This is a genomic window from Hyphomonadaceae bacterium BL14, assembly GCA_027627705.1.
In the GTDB taxonomy this organism is placed as follows: Bacteria; Pseudomonadota; Alphaproteobacteria; order Caulobacterales; family Maricaulaceae; genus Oceanicaulis.
Genome location: CP091242.1, coordinates 153,061 through 168,218, shown reverse-complemented (window position 1 = coordinate 168,218; position 15,158 = coordinate 153,061). Strand labels below are relative to the sequence as shown.

General features: G+C 66.5%; 14 protein-coding genes. 6 read left to right on the top strand and 8 right to left on the bottom strand.

The features are described from left to right. The first annotated feature begins 15 nt into the window (after nucleotides 1–15). Together L2D00_00735 and L2D00_00730 are read left to right on the top strand one after the other, a co-directional pair. Nucleotides 16–1,152, top strand: a complete 1,137-nt coding sequence (locus tag L2D00_00735; GenBank protein WBQ13228.1) for a GNAT family N-acetyltransferase — start codon at nucleotides 16–18, stop codon at nucleotides 1,150–1,152. A gap of 93 nt (nucleotides 1,153–1,245) precedes the next feature. Next, nucleotides 1,246–2,370, top strand: coding sequence for a PQQ-dependent sugar dehydrogenase (locus L2D00_00730; GenBank protein ID WBQ13227.1), 1,125 nt, complete (start codon nucleotides 1,246–1,248; stop codon nucleotides 2,368–2,370). A 79-nt stretch (nucleotides 2,371–2,449) separates the two neighbouring features. Here L2D00_00730 and L2D00_00725 read toward each other — a convergent pair whose 3' ends face one another. The 3 genes from L2D00_00725 to L2D00_00715 all read right to left on the bottom strand — a co-directional run bounded on the left by L2D00_00725 (nucleotide 2,450) and on the right by L2D00_00715 (nucleotide 5,455). Beyond that, nucleotides 2,450–3,010 carry a tetratricopeptide repeat protein gene (locus L2D00_00725; protein ID WBQ13226.1) on the bottom strand — a complete coding sequence of 187 codons (561 nt, stop codon included), beginning with the start codon at nucleotides 3,008–3,010 and terminating at the stop codon, nucleotides 2,450–2,452. 106 nt (nucleotides 3,011–3,116) lie between these two features. Continuing rightward, entirely contained in the window at nucleotides 3,117–3,818 is a 702-nt protein-coding gene (locus L2D00_00720) for a response regulator transcription factor (GenBank protein ID WBQ13225.1), read from the bottom strand. Nucleotides 3,819–4,009: 191 nt separating this feature from the next. Continuing rightward, the gene (locus tag L2D00_00715; protein WBQ13224.1) at nucleotides 4,010–5,455 is read right to left on the bottom strand and encodes a hypothetical protein; all 1,446 of its coding nucleotides are present in this window, start codon (nucleotides 5,453–5,455) and stop codon (nucleotides 4,010–4,012) included. 317 nt (nucleotides 5,456–5,772) lie between these two features. Between L2D00_00715 and fliI the strand changes: the two genes are divergently transcribed. The 4 genes from fliI to L2D00_00695 all read left to right on the top strand — a co-directional run bounded on the left by fliI (nucleotide 5,773) and on the right by L2D00_00695 (nucleotide 9,691). Next, nucleotides 5,773–7,098, top strand: coding sequence for a flagellar protein export ATPase FliI (fliI, locus tag L2D00_00710; GenBank protein ID WBQ13223.1), 1,326 nt, complete (start codon nucleotides 5,773–5,775; stop codon nucleotides 7,096–7,098). A gap of 3 nt (nucleotides 7,099–7,101) precedes the next feature. After that, a complete protein-coding gene (gene fliJ / locus L2D00_00705; GenBank protein WBQ13222.1) occupies nucleotides 7,102–7,521 on the top strand; it encodes a flagellar export protein FliJ in 420 nt (139 codons plus the stop codon). A gap of 256 nt (nucleotides 7,522–7,777) precedes the next feature. Further along, nucleotides 7,778–8,530 carry a hypothetical protein gene (locus L2D00_00700; protein WBQ13221.1) on the top strand — a complete coding sequence of 251 codons (753 nt, stop codon included), beginning with the start codon at nucleotides 7,778–7,780 and terminating at the stop codon, nucleotides 8,528–8,530. A 36-nt stretch (nucleotides 8,531–8,566) separates the two neighbouring features. Further along, on the top strand, nucleotides 8,567–9,691 hold the full coding sequence (locus L2D00_00695) for a M23 family metallopeptidase (protein WBQ13220.1): 1,125 nt from the start codon (nucleotides 8,567–8,569) through the stop codon (nucleotides 9,689–9,691). Nucleotides 9,692–9,695: 4 nt separating this feature from the next. On the opposite strand, the gene ftsA is transcribed toward L2D00_00695, so the two are convergent. The 5 genes from ftsA to murC form a co-directional block, all read right to left on the bottom strand. After that, entirely contained in the window at nucleotides 9,696–11,021 is a 1,326-nt protein-coding gene (gene ftsA / locus L2D00_00690) for a cell division protein FtsA (GenBank protein WBQ13219.1), read from the bottom strand. Continuing rightward, nucleotides 11,021–11,839: a cell division protein FtsQ/DivIB gene (locus L2D00_00685; protein WBQ13218.1), complete on the bottom strand. Its 819-nt coding sequence runs from the start codon at nucleotides 11,837–11,839 to the stop codon at nucleotides 11,021–11,023. The genes ftsA and L2D00_00685 overlap by 1 nt, the downstream gene beginning before the upstream one ends. Nucleotides 11,840–11,922: 83 nt before the next feature. After that, nucleotides 11,923–12,837 carry a D-alanine--D-alanine ligase gene (locus L2D00_00680; GenBank protein ID WBQ13217.1) on the bottom strand — a complete coding sequence of 305 codons (915 nt, stop codon included), beginning with the start codon at nucleotides 12,835–12,837 and terminating at the stop codon, nucleotides 11,923–11,925. Beyond that, nucleotides 12,834–13,748, bottom strand: coding sequence for a UDP-N-acetylmuramate dehydrogenase (murB, locus tag L2D00_00675; GenBank protein WBQ13216.1), 915 nt, complete (start codon nucleotides 13,746–13,748; stop codon nucleotides 12,834–12,836). The genes L2D00_00680 and murB overlap by 4 nt, the downstream gene beginning before the upstream one ends. Beyond that, nucleotides 13,748–15,154, bottom strand: a complete 1,407-nt coding sequence (murC, locus tag L2D00_00670; GenBank protein ID WBQ13215.1) for a UDP-N-acetylmuramate--L-alanine ligase — start codon at nucleotides 15,152–15,154, stop codon at nucleotides 13,748–13,750. The genes murB and murC overlap by 1 nt, the downstream gene beginning before the upstream one ends. Nucleotides 15,155–15,158: the final 4 nt, after the last annotated feature.

The following is a 15,158-nucleotide window of genomic DNA, read 5'->3' as shown; positions in this document are numbered from 1 at the left end:
CCCGGGAGGCCTGTCATGCGCCTGTTTGACACACCGCTGAGCGAGTTGAGCGCACGCGACCGTGACGCCTGGCGGGCTTTGGCCCTGTCCCACGGCCAGTTGATCAGCCCCTATCTCATGCCCGAATTCGCCGACATGGTGGACACCGAACGCGGGGATGTCCGTGTCATGATCGCCGAGGAAAAGGGCGCGCCCGTCGGCTTTTTCGCCTGCCATGTAGGCGCTGATGGCGTGGCGCGCCCGGTGGGCGCACCGCTGTCGGACTACCAGGGTTTCGCCGGCCGCCCCGGCCTTCAGGTGAGTGAGGAAGCGCTGCTGCGCACGCTGGGGGCGCGCAGCCTGGTGTACGAAAACTGGATCGGGCCGGCACCGGGCAAGGTCAGCGCGCGTGGCGGGTCGGCGGTGATTGACCTGACCGGCGGTGCCGAGGCCTGGTTTGCGGCGCGCCGCAACTTGTACCGCTCGCATTTCAAGAAAATAGATCAGCGCCGCCGCAAGGCCGAGCGTGAGTTTGGCGACATACGCGTTGTGTTCGGCGACCCGCTGGGCGAGCGCTTCGCCGCGCTGAAAGCCTGGAAGAGCGCGCAATACCGCGCCTCCGGCCTGGTCGATCTGTTCGATGTCAGCTGGATCAATGCCGTACTGGCGGGGACGGCAGCGCGCGCCTTCGGGCCGTTCCGGGGCCTTGTGGCCTCGCTCTATCTGGGTGACGAGTTGGCGGCGGTAGAGATGGGGATGGCCGCCGGGGGCGTCTATCATTCCTGGATACCGGCCTATGATGCGCGCTTTGCCAGCGTGTCTCCAGGCCTCCTCTTGCTGCACGGGATTCTGGAGCAGGCGGGGGCGATGGGCATCGACCGCGTTGATCTGGGCCGCGGGGAGCAGGTCTACAAAACCTACTACACCGATTATGAAACCCCGCTCAGCACCGGACGTGCCTTGCGTCCGGGCGTGGCTGCCGCCGGTGCCGGCCTGTGGGCCATGGCTGAAGCCGCCAGCTCCATTCTGCCCGAACCGCTGGCCAGCGCCCCGGTGCGTCTGCGCCGGCGCTGGACGCACACCGCCGCCATTGAACCGGACCTCTCGGGCCGGATGCGGCGCATGGCCGGTGCGTTTTCCAACGCGCCCCGGCGCCTGGCCGCCGCAGGCTGACACCGCAAGCATCTGACGCAATCGTCAGTTCCCTTTCTCGGACGAGCCCCTATGTAGTGGGCGTAACCGTTTGCAGCCGAAGGGAGAGACCCCATGCGTCACCTCGCCAGCGCCAGCGCCATCGCGCTTGTGCTCACCGCCCCGGCCCTCGCCAGCGAGGTCCAAGAGAGCGAGCAGGCAAATTTCACCGTCGAGACGGTGGTTGAAGGCCTCGAGTTTCCCTGGTCGATCGATTTCCTGCCGGACGGGGCCATGCTGGTCACCGAACGCGAGGGCCGGCTGCGCGTGATCGAAGCGGACGGCAGCCTGCGCACCGACCCGGTTGCCGGCCTGCCAGAGGATCTGATCGTCGTCCGTCAGGGCGGTCTGATGGATGTGCGCATCGCCCCGGACTTTGAAACCTCCCGACACGTCTATTTCAGCTACGCCCAAGGCACTGAAGGTGCCAACGGCACGGCGCTGGCCCGCGGCGTACTGAATACCGGCATGACCGCACTGGAAGACGTGGAGGTGCTGTTCCGCGCCAATATCGACAAGGCTGCTGGCTTTCACTTCGGCGGGCGCATCCTGTTCAATGAGGACGGCACACTCTTCCTGACCCTGGGCGATGGCGGCCGCACGATCGAGGAGGCGCAAGATCCCTCCAATCATCTGGGCACCGTGGTGCGCCTCAATCCCGACGGCTCGATTCCCGCCGGCAATCCGGACATCGAGGCCGGTGCGGCAGGGGTGTTCAGCTTCGGCCACCGCAATGTCCAGGGCATTGACCGCAACCCGGCCACCGGATCGGTCTGGACCACCGAGCACGGACCGCGCGGCGGCGATGAGATCAATATCCTCCAGCCCGGCGCGAATTTCGGCTGGCCCACGGTAACCTATGGCATCAACTACAATGGCTCGGTGATTACCGAAGAGCGCGACCGGCCCGGGTTCGAGCCGCCGATCTGGTATTGGCGCCCCTCCATCGCGCCGGCAGGCATGGCGTTTTATACCGGCGATGCCTTCGAGCACTGGCAGGGGGATCTGTTCCACGCCGCGCTGGCCGGCATGACCCTGCAGCGCATGGAAATCAGCGGCGACCGCGTGATCGGCGTCGAAGACCTCCTCACCGACCGCGAACAGCGCTTCCGCGATGTGCGCATCGGCCCGGACGGCTTCATCTACGTGCTGGTCGACGACATCGACGGCGAAGTGATCCGCCTGGTGCCGGCGCAGTAGGCGGGCGCGGCGTTACCTTCCCCTGCCCGCGGGGGAGGTGTCGGCGAAACTGACGGACGGGGGACGGCACCGCCGTCCCCTACCCCGACGGCTCTACCACAAACCGTGTCAGCTCCTCGCGGGCCAGGGCGAAGGCGGGGTTGGAGTCCAGGGAGGCGCGCAGATCGCGGTAGGCGCCAGCCAGATCGCCAGTCTGTTCGCGCGACAGGGCCCGGTTGTAGAGCGCATGGGCCGCCGGCTCGAAGCCCAGGTCCAGCGCCCGGGTGAAATGCGTGACGGCGTCTGCGTAATCCTCGGCCCCCATCAGCGCCACGCCGCGATTATGCCAGAACGCGGCGTGATCGGCACTGATGGCCAGCGCCCGGTCGAACTGCGCCAGCGCGTCTGCCGGGCGGCCGGCACGGTGGAACAGAATGCCCAGATTATTGTGGGTCGCGGCCCGGTCGCGGGCGGTGAGGCGCGCATCGTCAAACGCATCCTGGCACCGCGCAATGGTCGCCGCGCGCCCGCGATCACCGGCTTCAACTGCATTATAGCAGGCTTCGGCCTGGCTGGAGCCCATAACGATCTGGGCGCGGGTTTGCGGCGCGGCGGCCGCCGCCAGAACACAGGAAAGCAGGACAATTGGTGCGTATCTCATGGCGTTTGATTATAGCACCGCCCCTGCATCCGGGCGAGCCCGGCGCGAAAAAAGCCCCGGCATTGCTGCCAGGGCTTTTTCGATTGCGTTGGCGTCAGGCCAGGCCTCAGGCGCTGGCGGCGCGCTGTTCGGCGACGGGATCGCGCAGCACATAGCCGCGGCCCCAGACCGTTTCGATATGGTTGTCGCCGCCCGTGGCAGCTGACAGCTTCTTGCGCAGCTTGCAGATGAAGACGTCGATGATTTTCAGCTCCGGCTCGTCCATGCCGCCATAGAGATGATTGAGGAACATCTCCTTGGTCAGCGTAGTGCCCTTACGCAGGGAGAGCAGCTCGAGCATCTGGTATTCCTTGCCGGTCAGGTGAACGCGCTGATTGGCGACCTCCACCGTCTTGGCGTCCAGATTCACCGCGATATCGCCGGTACGGATGATCGACTGGGAGTGACCCTTGGAGCGGCGCACCACAGCGTGAATGCGCGCAATCATCTCTTCTTTATGGAAGGGTTTGGTCATGTAGTCGTCAGCGCCAGAGCCCAGACCGCGCACCTTGTTGTCGATGTCGGCATTGCCCGACAGGATCAGGATGGGCGTGTCCACCTTGGCCACGCGCAGGGTCTTGAGCACGTCAAAACCCGGCATGTCCGGCAGGTTCAGGTCCAGAAGAATGATGTCGTAGTCATACAGCTTGCCGAGATCGACGCCCTCTTCGCCGAGGTCCGTCACGTAGATGTTGAAGCCTTCCGACTTCAGCATCAGCTCGATCCCCTGCGCCGTGGCGCGATCGTCTTCAATTAGCAGAACCCGCATCGGTTCCCCCTCCCAAGGCAGCCGGCACGAATCAACCCCGCGCCTGACGTCCAAAGCGTTAACCTTGTTCGCACTGTGAGGCGAGAAGTCCTTAAAGGAAGTTAACGCGCGTTTGACTCATTAGGCCGAATCGAGTCCGGCGCCGGCCATATCCGTGACGGGCAAGGAGTCTCAAAGGGTTAACGCATGCATTATTCTGCAGCGTCGAGCAGCGCCGGCGCCAGGGCGCGCAAGAGCGGCCCCCATTTATCCTCAGGAGAACGCACCCGCCCGTCATAGAGGATGCGGTCCTCATAGCCGGTGATCCAGAGCGCGTCGGGATTGCGCCGCGCGATCACCAGATCGCTCTGCGCGTCGGCGTGAGGCGTGCGGTGCAGGCGGAACACGACCACGCCCTCGGCCAGCGCATCGCCCAGCGGACCGCCAATGGAGCGCAGGCGCTCATCACCGTCGGTGACGGCCACCATCTCCATCTTGCCCGCCTCGGTGGACAGGGCAAAGCGCGAGCGCTCGATACCCGACAGATTGGCCTGGCTCTGCGCATGCAGCTTCCAGGCTTTTTCCACCGGCACGGCGAAGGCGCGGTGGCCCTCGATCTCACGGCACTGGAAAAAGTAGTGGTTGTTCACACCCATGCGCTTGAGCTCCTGCTGCAGGAGGCGCAGGACATCAACATCGTCATTGACGTCATCAATGATCGGGGTCTGGTTTTCCAGCGTGATCCAGGGGCGCGAGCGCAGGCGCCGGACAGCGTCCTCAACCAGCGGATTGCGCAACAGGCAGCCGGACTCACCGCGGACATATTCGCCTTCTTCGCCCAGCAACAGGAACTCGTCGGGATGGGTGAAATGAACCATGAAGGCGAGCAGGACTTGCGGGTGCAGCTCGTGGAACAGGTCCAGCATTTCCATGAAGTTTTCGTCGAAGCGCTCGGGGAAGAAGGCCATCTCCTTGGTCCCGATGCGGATCACCTCCAGCCCGGCCTCGGCGAGGCCATTGAGGTAATCGAACAGATTGCGGTTGGACAAAACCATCGGGTCGCCGCCCGACAAAAGCGCCTCGCGGATTTTCGGCTTGTCCGTGATCTCGCCGCGCTCGACGGCTTCGTTATGACCCTCGATATACTGCCGGATCTCGTGGATGGAGCCGGTATCCTTGGAGGTCTTGCCGGTCAGGAAGTCGGACCGGTAGCAATAGCGGCACCAGCTTGAGCACGCGCGCACCACATAGAGCAGTACCAGCTCGTACTTGTGCAAAAGGCCCGGCACGGGGCTGTATTTGAGCTGGTTGGACGGATCAGCCTCGCCTGACAGATCCTCCATCTCTTCGGGGCGCGCCTTGATCAGATTGCGCACGGCGCGCGAGCGGATGGCGAGATCGAGGTAATAGCCCGTGGCCCGAGGCGGCAGGCGGTCGGACACGCCGGAGGCTTCAAGCGCATCGAGTTCGCCTTGCGAATACACCGCCGCTCCGCCTTGCGCGACATACTCGCGATAGCGCGCGATATCGTGGACGATATAGCGGTTGAACCGGGTCTCATCGATCCGGGCGTAGACATTGTCCTTGTGGCGGCGCGATACCGCTTTCAGCTTGGGGCGGGATCCCGCCACGGGCTCGGGCCGGTTATCAAACGGCATGGCTCCTCCTCGTCGTCGATGGCTCGGCGGCGGCGATTGCGCCAACGGTTGTGTGTCTCGGGCCGCACGCCCCCGGGGCGCGAACGATCTGTATGGACCCGGCGCCGGGCCCACCTGTACGATGAGGGCGGCCTGCGGCGGCGTGAGGCGGAAAATAGTGATTTTCGGCGCAAATGGAACCGGCTGGCAGCTATTTGCCGCCTCGCCAGTATAAATCGCCCAATCGCACACGGCGTTTACGCGGCTGAAACCGCATTTGGGTTAAGACCGGTTTCCAAACGGCGCAAAACGCGCCCGGACAACAGGCGGAACGCCCTGTGCAAAGCTTGATCGAGAGAGTCGAGGGGCTCGAGACCCGTACGTTCAAAGGCCGCGTCAGCGCGGTCAACGGACTGCTGATCGAAGTTCAGGGGCCCGGTGCGGCGCTGCGGCTGGGCGCCCACGCCACGCTCGAGGCCGCGCCCGGCGGCGAGCCGACCACGTGCGAAGTGGTGGGGTTTCGCGGCGAAACCGCTCTCATGATGGCCTATGGCGATCTGGCCGGGGTGCGCCCGGGGGGGCGCGCGCTGATCGAACCGGATGGAGGGGCGGTGCGCCCCAGCCGCGCCTGGCTCGGCCGTGTGCTCGACAGTTTTGCCCGCCCGCAGGACGGGCTTGGTGCCCTGCCCGACGGTCCGGCCGATTATCCCTTGAAGGGCCGTCCGCCCAGTGCCCATGGCCGCGCCCGTCTGGGCGAGCGGCTGGAGCTGGGTGTACGGGCGCTCAACATTTTCACGCCCATGCGGCTGGGCCAGCGTCTGGGCGTGTTCGCCGGATCGGGCGTGGGCAAATCGGTTCTGATGAGCATGCTGGCGCGGGGCTCTGGTGCGGATGTGATCGTCATCGGCCTGATCGGCGAGCGGGGCCGGGAGGCGCGCGAATTTGTCGAGGACGTGCTGGGTCCGGACGGGCGCGCGCGCGCTGTGGTGATCACCGAAACGTCCGACGCCCCGGCCCTGGCGCGCCGGCGCGCGGCCTATGTCACCATGGCCACGGCAGAGTTTTTCCGCGATCAGGGCCTGAACGTGCTCTGCCTGATGGATTCGGTGACGCGCTTTGCGCTGGCCCAGCGCGAGATCGGCCTGGCCGCTGGCGAACCGCCGACCACGCGCGGTTACACGCCGTCCGTGTTCGCCGAACTGCCAGGGCTTCTGGAGCGCGCCGGGCCCGGCGCCGAAGGCTCGGGCACAATCACCGGCCTGTTCACGGTGCTGGTGGATGGCGACGATCACAACGAGCCGATCGCTGACGCTGTACGCGGCATTCTGGATGGCCATGTGGTGATGAGCCGGGCCATTGCCGAGCGCGGCCGGTTTCCGGCCATCGATGTTCTCAAATCAATCTCGCGCACCGCGCCAGAGGTTTACGCGCCCCATGAGGTGCCCCTGGCGATCGAGGCGCGCAGGCTCCTGGCGGCGTATGCCGACATGGAGGAACTAATCCGGCTGGGTGCCTACACCCGCGGAACAAACCCGGAGGTGGACCGGGCGATTGCGGTCAACGAACCGCTTGAACGATTGCTGGCGCAGACAAAAGACGAGGCGGCCTCCATCGAGGCCAGCTTCGCGCAGCTGGCAGATATTGTGGTGGAACAGGAGGGATAGACAATGGCGGTGCGGTCCCACGCGCCCCTGATCCGGCTGGCCCGGTTCAAGGTGGAAGAACTACAAAAACAGATGGCCGAGATCGAGCGCATCCGCGCGTCGATCCACGAGCAGATCGACCGGCTGGAAGAAAGCGTGCCTGAAGAGCAGAGCGTGGCGGTTGAATCGCGCGAAGGCTATCTGGCCTATGGCAGCTATGCCCGCTCGGTCATCCAGCGCAAGGACAAGCTGCGCACCTCGCTCCATGATGTGGACATGGAGGCCGATGGCTTGCGGTCCCGGCTGGAGCAGGCCTTCGGTGATCTCAAGAAGTACGAGCTGCTTGAGGAACGCCGGCTGAGCCGTTTGCAGGACGCAGTGCGGATGGCTGAACAGGCCGAAATGGACGAGATTGCCGGACAGCGCCTGCGCCGCGCGCACTGAGCACGCCAGCCCCGGATCAGCACGTCAGGACCCCGGCGCGCTGCGCCGGGGCGTCTGGCGTTGAAGCGGCCATAAACCTGCCCTGATCGCGCCACGCGAACGCGCGGGGCTGGCCGCGTTCAATTCCGGCCTAGGCTCGGGGTACCCCTTCATGCTATCTATTAACCAATACCGGGAGGGGGAATTCATGGCTCAGCCGTGTAACAACCGGACACATCAGGGGTTGGGTGCTATAGGCGCAGCGCTTCTGACGTGCATGCTCATTGCGCCCCCAGCCTTCGCCCAGCAGCGTGATGAGCCGGCCCGGGTGCCTGCCCAGCGTGATCTTCAGCGGCCCTTGCCGGAGCGCTTCGACATTGAGCGCTTCCGGCAGATGGAGGTGATCCGCCGTGGCGCTGAACAGGCCGCGCAGGGTCGAACCGATACAGCGCAAACTGCGCCGCGTGAGCGCGATCCGCGCCTGGCCGAGATCGATTGGGATGCGGCGCGCTCCGACATGGAGCGCCAGCTTGGCGAATTCCGCCAGCAAACCCAGGCGACGGAGACGCGGGTCGTGACCACCGAGAGCTACACGCCTTTCGTGTCGCGTGGCCTGGCCGGCCGGCTGGAGCCGGTGCACATGCCGGTGCTTCTGCCGCGGGTGAACGGTGTGATTTCGACCCGGCCGGGTGGCGAGCCCGGCCTGATGCTGCGCACGAGGGCGAATTTCTACGACGCCTCGTACGATCTGGACGGCATGAGCGTGGCCATTTCAGGCACGCGCATCATCCATCACCGCATGAACGCGCCGGAGATGCGCCGCACCATGAATATCGGCCGCGATGCGGACGGCGTTCAGGTGCAGGCCGATGAAAGCGGGGGCTATACCGCGAATTTTTCCCGCTATGGCGCGGCCTACACGGTGACCATCGAATGCGCGACCGCGCGCGATCCACGGTGCCAGTCCGAAGACACTGTTCGCGGCATCGTCCGGAGCCTTGTGGTGGCCGGCGGCAATCCGGAGGAGTGAGAACTCCGGACCTGATCTGAGGGGGGTGTGAGAGCCATGCGTGACTATGTGCTAGCGGCGGTTGTGGCCGTGGCCGGAGGCGCGGCGCTGGTCTTCTATCCGCTGGACACCCTTCCACCCGCTCCACCGCCGCCTCCTGGACCGGAAGAGCCAGCGCCGGAAGAACCCGGCCCCGAAGAGCCTGGGCCAGAAGAGCCCGAGCCCGAAGAACCTGCTCCCGAAGAGCCCGCTCCGGAGGAACCGGGGCCAGAAGAGCCAGCGCCCGAGGCGCCCGGCTCCGGACCAATCGACCCGGACGGGACGCTGTTCGTCTGGAATCCGCCGGGCGATCTGCCCACCTTCGACTATCGCAATAATGTGGACGTGGCCGGCCGCTCCGGTACCGGCTGGGCAGGGTCCGGCGATCTGTCGCGCAATTTCGTGTTCGCGCCGAACCTGACCTGGCCCCTCGATGGCGCCGGCTACGCCAACACCCAGGTTTACCGCCCCGGCGGCAGCGGGTCCGGCGTCGGTGGTGCCGGCGGATCGGGCGAGTGCGACGCGCGCAATTTCGACTACCCGTTCGAGGACAATTTCTGCGAAATCCGCAGCTCGTCCACCCGCAGCCTGTTTTGCCCGGACAACAGCACGGGCCACCATGTCGGCCAGGACATCCGGCCAGAGGTCTGCACCCGTAATTTCAATCTGGAGGACCGCCAGATGGCGGTGGCGGTGGCCGACGGCTATATCTCCTCCATCGCGTCCATGACCGTGCGCCTGCGCGGCGATGACGGCCGGAATTACTGGTATCTGCATCTGGAGCACTGGGAAGATTGCGACCTCACCCAGCTCACCACGCCGGCCCAGTGCACCGCTTCCAACCTGCCCAGCGTGTGCACCCGCTCGGCGCTGCAGGTGGAGCCCGGTCAGGACGTCAGCGCCGGAGATCCCATCGGCCGGGTCTCCAACTGGTTCGGCATTGGGTGGCGCGGCGGGTCGTGCCAGCGCTCCATGACGACTGACCATCTCCATTTCGAGATTCGCGACACCATCGATCCCGACGGCAGCTTCACCGCCAGCTCGATCCCCGTGCCGCCCTATTCCTCGCTGGTGATGTCGTATCTGCGCCATATCGGCGCCGATGAAGACGATGTCCCCGACTGGGAGGAAGCGGAGTTCTGAGAGCCTAGAAACTCTCCGCGAACCAGCGCCAGACGGCCGCCGGACCGCGTTCGCCCGGCGTATGGGTGCGGCGCTGGCGGTCGGCGGGGGTCAGCATGCGCGGCAGCCCGGCCAGCGCTTCGCCCGGGCCGTGAACGGCGCGCTGGATCAGACCGGCGCAGGCGCTGAAGGCCGGGCCGCTGACCGCATCGCCCAGGCCATTGAGGGTTTCGGGACGGCCCAGGCGCACCTGCTTGCTCATCACCCGGCCGGCCAGCTGGGCGATGCCGGGCATCTGCGCGGCACCGCCGGTCAGCACAAGTCCGCGCCCGGCGGCACTGGCGGCGTCGGCGGATTTGACCCGGTCGCGGGCCATCTCGAAAATCTCTTCCAGGCGCGGGCGGATGATGGCGTTGAGCATGGCCCGCGGATGCTGGGTCATGGTCGAGGCCGGCCCGCCCGACAAAGGCGGTGCCTCGATCATCACCTGATCGTCTTCGGGACTGTCCAGCGCGCTGCCATTGAGCGCCTTGATGCGTTCGGCCGCCGACATCGGCGTAGACAGGCCGCGCGCGATATCGCTGGTGACATGGGCCCCGCCCACAGGCATGGCGTCCACATGCTGCAGCACACCTTCGGCGAACACGGCCAGCGAGGTCATCTGGGCACCCAGATCGAGCACCATCACGCCCAGCTCCAGCTCGTCGCGCGTCAGCGCCGCCAGACCCGACACATATGGCGTCGCCGCCACGCCGGCGACCGAATAACCCGCCCGCTCCACGCAAGCCGCCAGATTATGAAGCGGGTCCGCAGCGCAGCTGACCAGATGCAGGTCCACGCCCAGCACCTCGCCGACCATGGCGCGCGGGTCGCGCACGCCGCGATGGCCGTCCACACGCCAGGACAGGGCCAGCGCGTGCAGGATGGTGCGGCCCGGCTCGTCAAACACGCCAGCGGCCTCGTGAATGATACGGCGCAGATCCCGGTCACGCACCTCGCGCTGATCGAGCTCCATGTCCACCGCGATACGCGTGCTCGAAAGCCCGCCGCACGCCGCCGAGATATGCAGCTCGCTCACCGTCTGGCCGGCCATGCGCTCGGCATTGTCCACCGCGGCGCGGATCGAGGCGGCAGCCGCCTCCATATCCACGACAGCGCCCGCGCGCACACCCTTGGTGGAGACATGTCCCACCCCGATCACCCGCGGGCGCAGGCCGGCCAGGGTTGGCTCGGTGCGCGCGATAAAGCACACGGTCTTGGCCGCGCCCAGATCAAGCGCAGCATAGATCGCCGGTTTGCGCGCGGCGGAGGCCTCTCCAGGCTGGGTGCGGAACAGATCGATCACGCTCATCACGCTCCCCGGCCCGGCTCTGTGGTGCGGTCGGGCCAGGGCCGCAATACCATCTCGCCATCCACGCGCAGATCAATGATCTGGGCTTCGTAATCGAGCACGCCGCGCTCTGCATGCATGGCGGATAAATGCGCCAGCGCCCCGCCCGGATCGGCTTCGGGCAGCAGCACCTCCCCGCCACTGGCAAGGCGCAACGACCAGCGGCGGTCGCCCACCCGCACCCGGTGCGTGGTGCGCGAGGCGATCTCGGGATGCAGGTCCAGGATCGCGATCAGGGCTGCCGTCTCTTGCGGGGCACCCTCTCCGATCACGATGGGCAGCTCTACAAAATCGGCCGGGTCGGCAGCCTCGATGACGACGCCGGAGCGGTCAATCACATGATGAACCTGATTGTTTTGCCACAGGGCGAAGGGTTCGCGCTCGGTGAGGATCACCCCCACCCGGTCCGGCCACAGGCGCAGAACCTGGGCGTGTTCCACCCAGCTCAGCGCTTCCAGCCGCGCGCGCGCTTCCTGCGGATCAATCCCGGCCAGGCCCGCACCCGGCGCAGCACCGATCAGCTCGGCCACCTCACTGGCATTGACGCGCCGGGCGCCCGCCACATCCACCCAGGCGACCACATAGCCGGCATTGTCGAGACGCGCCTCGATCCAGCGTTCAAGCGCTGCGCCGGCATCACCGAGGCGTCCGGTTGCCGCCGTCAGGGAAAGTGCCCCGCAGGCGATGATCGCAGCAGTCATGATGGAAAGACGCAAGGCATAGCTCGCCCGGTGCCGCGCCGCGCGCAAGCGGGCAGCCAGCCAGTGCGACAGCTTCATACGCCCAGCTGGCGACGTCCGGACCGGTGCGCGCTTGGGAGCCCGTCGCCGGCCTTGAGCGGAGCCGCTGGCCCTGACGCGCGTTACCTTGGGCACGACGCATCCTCCGCCATCCACTCCACGAGATCAGCAAATTCGATCCCGCAATACGCCGCTTGTTCGGGCGCGAGTGATGTCGGAGTCATGCCCGGCTGGGTGTTAATTTCCAGTAACCACAGTCCGTTTACAGCCGGATCATACCGGAAGTCAGAGCGCGTCAGTCCCCGGCATCCCAGCGTCTTATGCGCGATCAGGGCCGCTGTCATCGCCTCGTCGGCTACAGCCTGCGGGATGTCAGCGGGCAGCTGGTGCACCGACCCGCCATCGGCGTATTTGGCCTCGTAATCATAGAAGGCGGTCTTGGGCACAATCTCGGTCACCGTCAGCGCACGGTCGCCCAGCACCGCCACAGTCAGCTCCCGGCCCGGAATGAAGCGCTCGATCAGCACCTCGTCGCCATAGGGCCAGTCTGCCGACGCCAGCACAGACGGCGGGCGGTTTGCGCCTTCCGGCACAATGACCACACCCACCGAGGAACCTTGTGCATTGGGCTTGGCCACATAGGGCGGTTTCATCAGATGATCGCGCGCGGCCTCGAACCGGTTGGCGATCAGGCCGGCCGGGCAGTTCAGCCCCGCTGTGCGCAGCACCGCCTTGGCGCGCTGCTTGTCCATGGCCAGCGCCGACGCCAGCACGCCTGAATGGGTATAGGGCAGGCGCATATACTCCAGCACGCCCTGAATGCGCCCGTCCTCGCCCCACTCGCCATGCAGGGCGTTGAAGGCAAGATCCGGGGCGAATGCCTTCAGCGTCTCCGGCCAGAAGGCCTGCGCCGGATCAATCTCCATCACCTCATGGCCGCGCGCGCGCAGCGCCCTGGCCACCTGCGCGCCGGAGACGGCCGAGACATCACGTTCCGGGCTCAACCCGCCGGACAGGACGGCGATGCGCTTGCTCATGATCTCTCCCCCACGCGCCGGACCTCCCATTCGAGCTCCACGCCGAATTGCGCCTTCACCTCGGCCCGCACCGTCTCGCCCAGCGTTTCGAGATCGCTGGCGGTGGCCGTCCCGTCATTGATCAGGAAATTGCAGTGCTGCTCGGAAAAGCGCGCACCGCCCATCGGCTTGCCGCGCCAGCCCGACGCTTCGATCAGCTGCCAGGCCGAGCGTCCGCCTGACTGCGCCGGGTCCGGGTTCTTGAAGGTGGAGCCGGACGTCTTTTCCCGGATCGGCTGGGTGCTCTCGCGCCGGGCCGTGATGGCATCCATGCGCTGCGTGATCGCGGCGGGGTCGTCGGCGCGGCCTTCAAACACGGCCTCCACGAATATCCACTCGCCCGGCGCGTCGCTGTGGCGATAGGCATAGCCCAGCTCCTCCAGCGGCGCGATGATCCGCCGCCCGCGCCGGTCCAGCGCGACGGCCTCCACCAGCACATCGCGTGTTTCGCGCTCATAACAGCCGGCATTCATACGCAGCGCGCCGCCAATCGTGCCCGGCACGCCGACGAAAAATTCCAGGCCCGCAATGCCGGCTTTGGCCGCCGCTTTCGCCACGGCCTTGTCCAGCGCCGCCGCCCCGGCGCGCAGGCGCACGCCGTCGGCTGTGATCTGCCCGAAGGCCGGGGTGAGCCTCACAGTCACGCCCGGCAATCCGCCATCGCGCACCAGCGTATTGGAGCCTGCGCCCAGCACCTGAACGGGAATGTCGCGCGGCGTCTCGGCCAGAAAGCGCGCCAGGTCCGCCTCGTCGGCGGGAAGGAACAGCACCTCGGCCGGTCCGCCGACGCGCAGCCAGGTGATGTCGGCCAGTGGCGCGCCTTCGATCAGCTTGCCGCGCACGGGCGGGAGGCGGTCGGCGACCCCTGCCATCACCCCTGCTCCAGCCGTTGAGGCAGCTCCGCCGCCCAGGCGGTGATATCGCCGGCACCCAGGCACACCACGACATCACCGGGCTGGATGCGGGATTTGAGGTCAGCGGCCAGCGTCTCGCGCGTGGTGGCCGACGCGTCGCGGTGCGAATGGCGCTGCAGCCCGGCCACCAGGCTGTCCTGATCGGCCCCTTCGATGGGCGTTTCGCCGGCCGTGTAGACCGGCGTGACCAGCACGCTGTCGGCATCGTTGAAACAGGTGCAAAAATCCTCGAACAGATCGGCAAGGCGCGTATAGCGATGAGGCTGGACCACGGCGATCACCCGGCCCTCGCCCGCGCGCTGGCGCGCGGCTTTGAGGACGGCGGCGATCTCTACCGGGTGGTGGCCGTAATCATCAATCACCGCCACGCGGCCGGGCTCGCCCACCAGGGTGAAGCGCCGCTTCACGCCGGCAAACCCCGCGAGGCCCTGACGCGCCTCGTCCTCCTGCCCGCCCAGCGCCTGCACGACCGCCAGGGCCGCCGCAGCGTTGAGCACATTGTGCTCGCCCATCATGGGCAGGCTCAGGCCCGCCCAGACAGCCGGCTCGGCACCGCGCGCCTGGAAGCGCAGATCAAAGCGGGCCCCCGCAGCGTCGCCGGAATGATTGACGATCCGCACATCGGCCTGGGGCGAAAATCCATAGGTGATCACGCGCCGGTCCTCGATGCGCGCGGCCAGCGCCTGCACCTCGGGATGATCCACGCACAGCACGGCGAAGCCGTAGAAGGGCAGGTTCTCGACGAATTGCCGGAAGGCTTCGCGCAGCGTGTCGAAATCGCCGTAATGCTCCATATGCTCGGGATCGATATTGGTGATGATGCCCACCGTGCCGCGCAGTTTCAGGAAAGAGCCGTCGCTCTCGTCGGCCTCCACCACCATCCACTCGCCTTCGCCCATCTTGGCATTGGAGCCATAGGCCGAGATGATGCCGCCATTGATCACGGTGGGATCGAACCCGGCTGCATCCATCAGCGCCGCCACCAGCGAGGTGGTGGTGGTCTTGCCATGGGTACCGGCCACGGCGACGCATTGCTTCAGACGCATCAGCTCGGCCAGCATTTCGGCGCGGCGCACCACCGGGATGCGCCGGGCGCGGGCCGCGACCAGCTCGGGATTGTCCCGGCGCACGGCACTGGACACCACCAGCGCCCCGGCACCCGTGACGTTCTCGCCATCATGGCCGATATGGATGACCGCGCCCTTGGCCCGCAGGCGCTGCACATTGGCGCTTTCGGAAATGTCCGACCCGGTGACCTGATAGCCCAGATTGAGCATCACCTCGGCGATGCCGCTCATCCCGATCCCGCCAATCCCGACAAAATGGACGGGCGAAGCCGCGGCGGCGAGGTCTCTGGGGGGCATGAAT